9 protein-coding genes, 2 tRNA genes and 2 pseudogenes are annotated in these 10,368 nt (G+C 30.4%); 9 read left to right on the top strand and 4 right to left on the bottom strand.

The window, feature by feature from the left end; translation table 11 throughout:
• The first annotated feature begins 141 nt into the window (after positions 1-141).
• Positions 142-282 carry a hypothetical protein gene (locus tag V7Q02_RS15090; RefSeq protein WP_333861913.1) on the top strand — a complete coding sequence of 47 codons (141 nt, stop codon included), beginning with the start codon at positions 142-144 and terminating at the stop codon, positions 280-282.
• Between the two features lie 183 nt (positions 283-465).
• Positions 466-2,127 (top strand): 2-isopropylmalate synthase, encoded by a 1,662-nt coding sequence (locus V7Q02_RS15095; protein WP_333861920.1) that lies wholly within the window; start codon positions 466-468, stop codon positions 2,125-2,127.
• A 190-nt stretch (positions 2,128-2,317) separates the two neighbouring features.
• On the opposite strand, the gene V7Q02_RS15100 is transcribed toward V7Q02_RS15095, so the two are convergent.
• A complete protein-coding gene (locus tag V7Q02_RS15100; RefSeq protein WP_333861914.1) occupies positions 2,318-2,659 on the bottom strand; it encodes a GNAT family N-acetyltransferase in 342 nt (113 codons plus the stop codon).
• 43 nt (positions 2,660-2,702) lie between these two features.
• Positions 2,703-3,590, bottom strand: coding sequence for a phosphatidylserine decarboxylase (locus V7Q02_RS15105; RefSeq protein ID WP_333861915.1), 888 nt, complete (start codon positions 3,588-3,590; stop codon positions 2,703-2,705).
• Positions 3,591-3,789: 199 nt separating this feature from the next.
• Between V7Q02_RS15105 and V7Q02_RS15110 the strand changes: the two genes are divergently transcribed.
• Entirely contained in the window at positions 3,790-4,362 is a 573-nt protein-coding gene (locus V7Q02_RS15110) for a TetR/AcrR family transcriptional regulator (protein WP_333861916.1), read from the top strand.
• Between the two features lie 11 nt (positions 4,363-4,373).
• On the opposite strand, the gene V7Q02_RS15115 is transcribed toward V7Q02_RS15110, so the two are convergent.
• Together V7Q02_RS15115 and V7Q02_RS15120 are read right to left on the bottom strand one after the other, a co-directional pair.
• Complete coding sequence (locus V7Q02_RS15115) at positions 4,374-5,975, bottom strand: ABC1 kinase family protein (protein WP_333861921.1); 1,602 nt, start codon at positions 5,973-5,975, stop codon at positions 4,374-4,376.
• A 29-nt stretch (positions 5,976-6,004) separates the two neighbouring features.
• Entirely contained in the window at positions 6,005-6,304 is a 300-nt protein-coding gene (locus tag V7Q02_RS15120; RefSeq protein WP_333861917.1) for a phasin family protein, read from the bottom strand.
• A gap of 247 nt (positions 6,305-6,551) precedes the next feature.
• Between V7Q02_RS15120 and V7Q02_RS15125 the strand changes: the two genes are divergently transcribed.
• From V7Q02_RS15125 to V7Q02_RS15990, 6 genes and pseudogenes are all read left to right on the top strand, one after another.
• A tRNA-Arg gene (locus tag V7Q02_RS15125) sits at positions 6,552-6,628 on the top strand.
• A gap of 165 nt (positions 6,629-6,793) precedes the next feature.
• Positions 6,794-7,231 (top strand): nucleoside deaminase, encoded by a 438-nt coding sequence (locus V7Q02_RS15130; RefSeq protein WP_333861918.1) that lies wholly within the window; start codon positions 6,794-6,796, stop codon positions 7,229-7,231.
• A gap of 10 nt (positions 7,232-7,241) precedes the next feature.
• Positions 7,242-7,330: transfer RNA gene (locus V7Q02_RS15135), tRNA-Ser, on the top strand.
• 888 nt (positions 7,331-8,218) lie between these two features.
• A pseudogene (locus V7Q02_RS15140) lies at positions 8,219-8,320 on the top strand (TM1266 family iron-only hydrogenase system putative regulator); the annotation flags it as partial.
• Positions 8,321-8,362: 42 nt separating this feature from the next.
• On the top strand, positions 8,363-9,814 hold the full coding sequence (hydG, locus tag V7Q02_RS15145) for a [FeFe] hydrogenase H-cluster radical SAM maturase HydG (RefSeq protein ID WP_333861919.1): 1,452 nt from the start codon (positions 8,363-8,365) through the stop codon (positions 9,812-9,814).
• 190 nt (positions 9,815-10,004) lie between these two features.
• Positions 10,005-10,368: pseudogene (locus V7Q02_RS15990) on the top strand (IS982 family transposase); the annotation flags it as partial.

The raw sequence follows: 10,368 nt of genomic DNA on the forward strand, positions 1-10,368 counted from the left end.
TTATGCTTTTTTTGCTTCAATATTTTTGAATACAAGACATAGCACAACGCGTTAAATTATCATATAAGAACAATAAAATTCTATTGATATGGAAGACTAAATAATGTAAAATAAATACAACATAATAACAGGATAAAGGATATGAAAAGGAATAGTACTTATAGTCTGAATTTTAGAAAGCTGTTGACCGATGTGAAACAGTATGAGGAATATGGGGAACATCACCTTGGAAACTTCTATTTTAAATTCAGAATTGTGATAGATGCAGTTTTTGAAAAGTAGATATAGACAGAGCCCCTCTGTTATAAGGGAAAGGCATAAGGTTTATTTAACTTGTGTCCCTAAGATATAAACTTGAATTTATAAATTAGAGTGATGCAGCGAAAATCTAATCTTTCGTCTCTAACTGTATACTGGCAGAAGACGAAAGATTTTTTTATTATTATGAAAAAGGAGAGAAATAGTATGCGTAATTATAAAAAATATAAAAAAAGTTATTTTTTACCATCGGTATCATCAACAAATTGGGTGAATAAAGATTACATTGATAAGGCACCTATATGGTGCAGTGTAGATTTAAGAGATGGCAATCAGGCATTGATAGAACCTATGAGTTTAGAAGAGAAACTCGAATTTTTTAAAATGTTGTTAAAAATAGGTTTCAAAGAAATTGAAGTTGGATTTCCAGCAGCATCTGAAACAGAATATCAATTTTTGAGAACAATTATTGAGAAAAATATGATCCCGGAAGATGTGACAATACAGGTTCTAACTCAGGCAAGAGAACACATTATAAGAAAAACTTTTCATGCCATAGAAGGTGCACCTAAAGCAATTGTTCATTTATATAATTCTACTTCTGTTGCACAAAGAGAACAAGTATTCAAAAAAACAAAAGAAGAGGTTAAGCAGTTAGCTATAGAAGGAGCTAAATTATTAAAAGAATTATCATTGGATACAAAGGGTAATTTTTCTTTTCAATATAGTCCAGAAAGTTTTCCAGGAACTGAAGTAGATTATGCCCTCGATGTATGCAATAATATACTTGATATTTGGCAGCCAGATTGGGAGCATAAGGTAGTTATTAATATACCTACAACTGTTGAAAATGCTATGCCTCATGTATTTGCCAGTCAGGTAGAGTACATAAACAATAATTTAAAATACAGAGAAAATGTTATTTTATCCTTACATCCTCATAATGACAGGGGGTGTGGAGTTTGTGATGCAGAACTTGGATTACTTGCGGGTGCAGATAGAATTGAAGGAACATTATTTGGGAATGGAGAAAGGACAGGCAATGTAGATATTATTACAGTTGCTATGAATCTTTATTCCCACGGAGTTAATCCTAATTTAGATTTTAGTGATATACCGAGTATTTGTAATAAATATGAAAAGCTTACTAAAATGAATGTATATGAAAGACAACCTTATGCAGGTTCATTGGTATTCACAGCTTTTTCTGGCTCTCATCAGGATGCTATTGCAAAAGGTATGATTTGGCGTGAAGAAAAAGATTGTAAACATTGGACAGTACCTTATTTACCTATTGATCCTAAAGATATAGGAAGAAGATATGATTCAGATGTGATAAGATTTAACAGTCAGTCTGGAAAAGGGGGTGTGAGCTATATTCTTAAACAGAATTTTGGTATTCAGTTACCTGAAAAGATGAAGGAAGAAATGGGATATATATCTAAATCAATTTCCGATGTCAAGCATAAAGAATTAACTCCAGAATTGATTTATGAAGTGTTTCAATCGGAATACATGGGAACCAGTCACGTTTTCCAAATAGATGAGTGTCACTTTAAACAGCAAGAGGGTATAATTGCAGAAGTTACAATTGGATATAATAAGCAGCAAAAAGTATTAAAGAGCAAGGGAAATGGACGATTAGACTCCGTCAGCAATGCCTTGAAACAATATTTTTCTGTGGACTATGAAATATCCTGTTATGAAGAACATGCTCTTGAAAAGGGTTCTTCTTCAAAGGCTATATCTTATGTAGGAATTACCTGTGATGATAAATTGTATTGGGGGGTAGGGATTGACCCAGATATTATAAAATCTTCTATTCAAGCTTTGATTGCAGCAATTAATCGTTCCGGACAAATATTATAAATTAATAAATATTTTGTAAAATAATCTTAATCTTTTAATTTTAAATTATGTAAATTAAGAGATTACATAGATTATTTTACTGTATACTTTTGACTCTAATCTTTTAACTTCAATTTCATAAATCTTGAGCCTTTTTCATTGTTTTAAGAGTATCCAGTCTCATGTAACTGTAATTAAGTTTTAAAGCCTCTTAAAGTATTATACTAACAAGTTTTTTTCCAATACCTAATTCTCTATAAGTATCTCTAACGTACAATCTTTTCATTTCGCATGTGTTTTCAGAAATTTTACGGAGTGTAATAGTACCTGTTGCTTTGTCATCAATTAGTGCTAATATCAAAGTTCCATAGGGTGGTCCATATTTTCCCGGTAATATTTTAATTTCTGTCTCAAAATCCTGAAAGTATAGATTTATTTTAAGTGATTTCATATATTCTAAAAAAAGTTTTCTTACTTCTTCTACCATAATGCGTTGTTCATATATATGTTCAAATCGAATAACAGGAGTATCAATATTAAAATTAAATTTCATAAATTATAAATCACCTCTTTTTAAGGATATTATCTTATTCTCATTAATATTTAATACCTATACTTTCTCCCATGAGTACTTTAGTTTCATAGCCCATATTCGACTGTTCCAATAAGTCTTTATGAATTCTTATTTTATTGTGCTTGAAAAATAAAATAATTGTAGAACCTCCAAATTTAAAGTAACCTTTTTGATCTCCTTTTGATATTTGTTTTTGTGGAGAATATGTTTGTATTATACTTCCAACACAGGTAGCTCCTACTTCTACATAAAGTATATCTCCAAAATTTTTTGAATGAAAAATACACCATTCTCTTTTGTTTCTACAAAAAATATTTGTGATGTTTTCTAATGCAATTGGATTTACAGAGTAATAATTTCCTTTAATTTTGTGGGTAGGATTACATATTCCATCATCTATAAAATGAAATCTATGATAATCAGTTGGACAAAGTCTTAATATTAAACAGGTACCTTTATAAAATTTTTCAGCGATTTCAATATTGCCTATAAGATCATACAAACTGTATGTAAATCCTTTTATCTGAAGAATTTTATTTAGATCTATATCTTCATAAACTTTTAATCTTCCATCTCCAGGAGATATTAGGATTTTTTCATTCGTATCAATAGGCCTCGCATTATTCTTAAGAGCACGTGAAAAAAAATCATTAAAACATTTGAAATTATCTGAATTTTGTTTATAATCATCCATGTTTATATTAAAATTTTTTATAAAAGGATAAATATTTTTTTTACTATATTTACTATTACAAAAATAACCATATAATTTTGAAAATAGTTTTTTCTTAACTATAAGTTCTAAAAATTTCATTCCAACAGGAGAAGAATAGATCCATTTTAAATATTTTTCACCTGCTATTTGTTCAATTTCATATTGTTTTGTTTTTCTATTAAAATATTTAATCATTTTTAATTAACCTCGTATAATATGACTTCCTGTTTAAATCTTATAATTTATTTTATCATTATGGAGATTATATAAAAACAGTTTATAGATATAATATTTAAAAAGTTATTGAGTTGTTTTAGCAACATAAGTATAATAAAATTGTATATAATTGTACTCACCAGTCGATAATTAATAATAGAAATCTGGGGTGGTTTTTTTGAATAATACAAAGAGGATGATCTTCGAATCTGCTATAAAAATCTTTTCAAAGAATGGGTACAATGGGGCGACTATGGATGCTATAGCAGCGGATGCTGGTGTGGCAAAGGGAACATTGTATTATCATTTTAAAAGCAAAGAAGAAATATTTAAGTATATAGTAGAAGAAGGAATGAAGTTACTTACGCAAAAAATAGACTTTGACTCAAAAAAGGAAAAAAATGCGTTAGATAAGATAAAGATTTTATGTAAAGCTCAGTGGGGATTGGTTTATGAAAACAGGGATTTTATCAAGGTGGTTATGAGCCAGCTTTGGGGACAGGAAATAAGACAATTAGAACTTAGGGAGTATATAAAGTCATATATAACGTATACACAAAATTATCTGGAACAATGTATGCAGGAAGGCAGTATAAAAAAATGTGATTCATTTTTTTTGGCTTATACTCTATTTGGAACCATTTGCTCTGTTGCGGTTTATGAGTTATTGAACCAGGACAAGAAGAATTTAGATGATATGATAGAAAATCTTATGAATCATATTCTAGATGGAATAAAAAAAGGAGAATGATTTAATCTCCTTTAAAGTTTGCCTGATTTTAGTATAGAAATTATAAGTGTAATGCCAATAAATATAAAAAGTATAAAATATGCAATACCAATTAAAGGTACATTGTAAATTTTAGGACCTATATTTAGGTTTAATATTAAAGAAGAACTGATGATCATAGAACATACTATAATAGAGATTGATAATCTATTCACCATCTTATTTAATTGATTTATAGAGTTATCAATTTTATTGAATTTTAGCTGAACTTTAGCTCTTCCATTTAGTATGCCATCTATTAATTCCACAGTTTTCATTGGAAGTTTTGAGAAATTTTTAGTGAAATTATAAGAGTTTATAAAGATATCCTCTAAATTTATTCCCTGAAAATAGTAGAATCTGTTGTTTTGCTTTAAAAAAGGTATAGCCACATCTAAAATATTAATTTCAGGTGAAATCTCTGTTATCAATCCCTCTATTATTATTAGGCTTTTTACCAGTAATATTAAATCTTTAGGTAAAACTATATTATTATTTTTTGCACACTTAAAAATTTCTGTCATAAGCACTGAAATTTTTATATTTTTTAGTGATGTGGATAAATAATTTACCAAGAACAGTTCTATATCTTCATATAGTTTGTTTCTATCTATTAGTTCTTTTTTTACACCTAGGGATATGATTGAAGATACAAGTTTATCTATATCTTTTTGTACTATAGCTATAATAATCTCATTTAAAAGTGATTTGAGTCCAGGTGAAATTGTACCCACTATACCAAAATCTATAAAACATATTTTTTTATCAAGTATCATTAAATTACCCGCATGGGGATCACCGTGAAAAAATCCATCAGTAAATACTTGTTTAAAGAAAAATAATGCAAGCTTTTCGCCTAAATTTTGTAAGTCGTATTTTTTTTCGTTTAATTTAACCATATCATTTATTTTAAATCCATGGATTTTTTCCATTGTCAAAACTTTGGTTCCAGATAGAGATTTTACTACATAAGGTACATAGCAAAAATTCACATTTTTATTTAGTTCTTTGAATTTTACCATGTTTTCATATTCTAATTTAAAATTTAGTTCTCGTTTTGTGGAAAATAGTAATTCATCTAAAGCTTCTTCAGGATCTATTAAAACATTTTTGAATTTGTTCCTACTAAGTTTTATAATTTTATACAATAGATTTATATCAGTTTCTATTTTTTCTTTTATTTCAGGCCTTTGTATTTTTACAATAACTTTTCTTCCATCCATTAAAGTAGCATTATGTACTTGGGCTATAGAACCAGAAGCCATGGGAATTTTATCAAAACATAAAAAACAATCCTTTATATTTTTATTGAATTCATTAAAAAATACTTTATCTATATGTTCGTATTTTTCAGGAATTACTTCATCTTGAAGTTTTGACAGTTCTTCAATATATTTCAAAGGCAGTATATCTGGTCTTGAGCTTAGTATTTGACCTATTTTTATAAATGTAGGCCCTAAAGCTTCAAATGCCTTTCTAAGATTTTCAGGAGATTTTTTGTCATTGGAATTTTTATTGTCTATTAAAAATTTAAAACCATATTTAGTTAGTACTTTTAATATCTCTTTAAATCTTTTTGCAGATTTGGTAGCCATAAATATTTTAATAACTAAAGCCAAAGGCTTTAGTTATCATTTATTTTACTTTCAAGTTTATTTAGTCTTTCATTTATTTTTGATATATCATCTTTGGTGGCAAAATTCATACTATCTAATATGGATGTAAGCTGAGTTTTATTTAGAGGTTTTATTTGTTCTTTTTTAGCCAGGGCAGTTTTTTTTAGTTCTTCAGATAACTGTTTTCCTTCATCAACCGTTATTCTTCCTTTTTGAACCATTTCCTGAATCAGTTTTGATGCTTTTTCATAGGTGTATGCAGCAGAACCAATTCCTGCTAAAAATAATTTTTTTAATTCATTGATCATGTAAAATCCTCCTTTATAATATTTTTAATTTTAAGGTCTAATATATACATTTTTATAAATGATATATAAAAATAATTAGAAGAACTTATCCAGGCCGTGTAGTAGTGCTTATCTCCCACGGGAGTATTAGCAATAGGTAGCGTTTGGATAAAATATTTATTTTTATATTTATTATACAAGAGCAAAAAGAAATTGACAATTATTATAAACTATAATAAAATATTAAGGTAGCATTATACATAAACATGCGCTCGTAGCTCAGTAGGATAGAGCAGCGGTTTCCTAAACCGCGTGCCGGGGGTTCGATTCCTCTCGGGCGCACCATAAGTCTTGTAAATGATAAATTTACAAGATATTTATTTTATAAAAGGCTTTATTTAAAGTATTTTGCTTTTATTTTATATTTTATTTAATGTTATTAATTTATATGTATGTTTGTTGTAAAAGTAGTTTGTATTGGATTTAAATTATTAATTTTAAGAGGTATTTATGGATGGTTTTATGCTTGAAGCTATAAAGCAAGCCAGAATGGCATTACAATCAGGAGAAGTTCCAGTAGGAGTTGTAATAGTAAAAGATAATAGTATAATATCAAGGGCTTATAATTTAAAAGAAACATTGAAAGATAGTACAGCTCATGCAGAAATACTTGCTATAAGAAGTGCCTCGGAAGTGGTTAAGAATTGGAGATTGAAAGATTGTAGTATGTATGTTACATTAGAACCTTGTCCTATGTGTGCAGGAGCTATATTGCAGTGTAGAATAAACAAGTTGTATATTGGAACCTTTGATCCTACTATGGGGGCTTGTGGCTCTGTAATAAATGTATTACAAAATAAATTTTTAAATTGTTGGACAGATGTCAAGTGGATGTACAATGAACAGTGTAGTACTATGTTAGAAGAGTTTTTTAAAAACAAAAGATAATGTTATACATGGAAGCGTATCGAAGTGGTCATAACGAGCCGCACTCGAAATGCGGTAGTCCGCAAGGGTTCGTGGGTTCGAATCCCACCGCTTCCGCCATATTAAAACGTTAATATTTATATAATGTTGATGCACGAAAAAACCCAGTATTACTGGGTTTTTTGTATTTTATATGAAAGTAGGCTGGTTGTAGTGGGGATTTATTTGCTTTTATAGAACTGTAAGTAAGAAAGATGTAACGCCCTAGGCTGTTTACTTGGTACAAGTTTTTGAAGTGTCTAGAATGATAACATCTGATAGAGCATTCAGAAAAAAATAATGATTAAAACAACTAGAGTAATATTAAATTATAAGGAGCACGGTTATTCCCAGAGTTGGCATTAGCAACACACTAAACAGTAAAAAATATTCGAAAAAATTTGATTCATATGATATAATAAAGTAGAACTATAAAAAGTGGCTAAAGAGATTTATCCTTATATTATAGTGCAATGTATTTGTTTGTGATTTTTACTTGGGAATACAGGGCCAAATTTATTTTCTAACCACAAAGTATATTCTGAGCGGAAAGTAGAGTAATAAACATATTTAATATTAATCTATGTTATCATACTTCTTTTCCGTTTTGGAAGAGGAGTTTTTATATTTTAGGATAGAAAATATAAATAAAAGAATTGGCATCGTAGATATTGTTATTGAGGATTTATTATTCGTAAGTCAAGTTAATAAAAACCATAGATAAGTATGCAAGTCCTATTGTAGAAAGAATGGAGTTGCCATATCAAGTGATTCTTAGGTTCAGGTGGAGTTTGCTATACAGAAATATTTATCTCATCTGAGCTTTATTAACAGTATTCTTAGTGCCTTCAGCACTTAGAATACGTTACTTTAAGAGAAGAACTTATTCCGGTGTGTAGTAGTGCTTATCTTTCACTTTGAAAAAGATGGGAGCGTTAGCAATGGTAGCCTTCGGATAAGGAAAGTAGCGTATCGGCTATACCGTTGATTATGGACGAAACCAATGACAATATTGGTATACTTACTGGAAAACTCGGCGGAATAAAAGGTGTATCCGTAAAATCAATATAATAAAAATCATAAAAATATTTAATTGAAAGGGGTAGTTGTATAATGAATTTTCTTGAAAAGTATCACAGTGAATTTGAAGAGCTGGATAAATTGGAATGCGATTTTATCGATGACGATAAAATATGGGAACAATTGAACAAACATGAGAATCCGTCCCAAGAGGAAGTCAGGCAGGTTTTAAAAAAGGCAGCTGACTGCATAAGGCTGGAACCTGATGAAACAGCCATTTTGATTCAAAACAACGACAAAGAAACGATAAAGGAAATGTATGAACTGGCATATCAATTAAAACAAGAAGTATACGGTGATCGAATCGTTTTTTTTGCTCCTCTTTATATAAGCGATGAATGTGCAAACAACTGTAAATACTGTGGTTTTCGAAGCAGCAATACAGCTATGCACCGTAAAACACTTACGATGGATGAAATTGAAGATGAAGTGAAAATAATGATTGGAGAAGGACAGAAGCGTACTGTGCTTGTCTACGGTGAATCACCTGACACTGAAGTGGATTTCATGTGCGAAACTGTTAAAAAGGTTTACAGTGTAAAAACAGAACATGGGGAAATTCGGCGTGCTAACATCAATTGTGCACCACTCAGAGTTGATGAGCTGAAAAAGCTTAAAGATGTTGGAATTGGAACTTTTCAGGTATTTCAAGAAACCTATCATCACGAGACATATAAAAATGTACATCCTGCAGAAACAATAAAAGGGCATTATCGCTGGCGTCTATATGCTATGGATAGGGCACAGCAGGCAGGGGTGGATGATTGCGGAATGGGTGTATTGTTTGGACTTTATGACTGGCGATTTGAAGTCATGGGACTTTTATACCATACGATCCATCTTGAGGAAACTTTTAACGGAGTAGGTCCTCATACGATATCTTTCCCACGTATTACCCCCGCTACAGAAACGCCATTTTCAGTGAATCCAAAGTATGCAGTAAGCGACAGCGATTTTAAAAAGCTGATTGCCATTTTGAGATTATCCGTACCATATACCGGCTTGATTTGTACGGCAAGGGAATCTGTAAAAGTTCGAAAAGAGGTCATACCACTTGGTGTATCACAGATAGACGCAGGCACGCGGATCGGCGTAGGTGCTTATTCAAAATCAAAAGAAGCCAATGAGCTTCCGGATAAGGAGCAGTTTTCAATTTGTGATCCTCGTTCCTTGGATGATGTTGTAAAGGAAATTTGCGATATGGGTAACATTCCTTCATTTTGTACCGCCTGCTACCGTGCAGGGAGAACCGGTGAAGAATTTATGAAGGTGGCGAAATCCAGATTCGTACATAATTTCTGCATACCGAATGCCATTTTTACTTTTAAAGAGTATCTGCTTGATTATGCATCTGAGGAGACCAAAGCAAAAGGCGAAGTTGTAATTCATAACCATCTTGAGCTTTTAAAAAGTCAACCTGTTTATGATAAAGCATTGTTGATACTTCAAAGACTTGAAAATGGAGAAAGAGATCTGCGTTTATAAAAATCATTTATACATGAATTATATTCAAGTTGAAATAGGTATACGCATCCCGTATTTTTAAATAACGCGAGTTCGAAAATAAAAAAAGAGTTATAGATATGAAAAATCCCATCAAAATGTTTTATTATATAAATACAAACAAAAAAATAAAACGAAAGGATGGGATTTTATGTGAAATTTATTAGTAGAAATATTTTACGATGTTGATAACTATTGTATAGCTTTTGAAGAATACTGCCGGAGCCATTTTATAGAGGAAAGCAACTGTAGTAATTTCTCAATAATAAAGAGTAGAAACTTATCACTTAGTGAAGTCATGACAATAATCATATACTTTCACTTATCATCCTACAGAAATTTCAAAGCCTATTATACAAAGTATGTATCAACCTAAGACCCTATTTCCCTAAGCTTGTAAGCTATAACAGGTTTGTAGAACTAATGCAGGAAGCATTGGTTCCACTACTATTATATATGACAAAGTTTAGAAATGGCAAGTGTACAGGAATTTCTTTTATTGATTCCACCACTTTAGATGTATGTCATAACAGGAG

Origin of the sequence: Clostridium sp. (genome assembly GCF_036781005.1) — a bacterium.
GTDB lineage: Bacteria > Bacillota > Clostridia > Clostridiales > Clostridiaceae > Clostridium_B.

What these genes read in the sequence shown, in the direction of transcription:
- V7Q02_RS15090 (WP_333861913.1), top strand. Translation starts at nt 142, where the DNA reads ATGAAAAGGAATAGTACTTATAGTCTGAATTTTAGAAAGCTGTTGACC.
- V7Q02_RS15095 (WP_333861920.1), top strand. Translation starts at nt 466, where the DNA reads ATGCGTAATTATAAAAAATATAAAAAAAGTTATTTTTTACCATCGGTA.
- V7Q02_RS15100 (WP_333861914.1), bottom strand. Translation starts at nt 2,659, where the DNA reads ATGAAATTTAATTTTAATATTGATACTCCTGTTATTCGATTTGAACAT.
- V7Q02_RS15105 (WP_333861915.1), bottom strand. Translation starts at nt 3,590, where the DNA reads ATGATTAAATATTTTAATAGAAAAACAAAACAATATGAAATTGAACAA.
- V7Q02_RS15115 (WP_333861921.1), bottom strand. Translation starts at nt 5,975, where the DNA reads ATGGCTACCAAATCTGCAAAAAGATTTAAAGAGATATTAAAAGTACTA.
- V7Q02_RS15120 (WP_333861917.1), bottom strand. Translation starts at nt 6,304, where the DNA reads ATGATCAATGAATTAAAAAAATTATTTTTAGCAGGAATTGGTTCTGCT.
- V7Q02_RS15130 (WP_333861918.1), top strand. Translation starts at nt 6,794, where the DNA reads ATGGATGGTTTTATGCTTGAAGCTATAAAGCAAGCCAGAATGGCATTA.
- hydG (WP_333861919.1), top strand. Translation starts at nt 8,363, where the DNA reads ATGAATTTTCTTGAAAAGTATCACAGTGAATTTGAAGAGCTGGATAAA.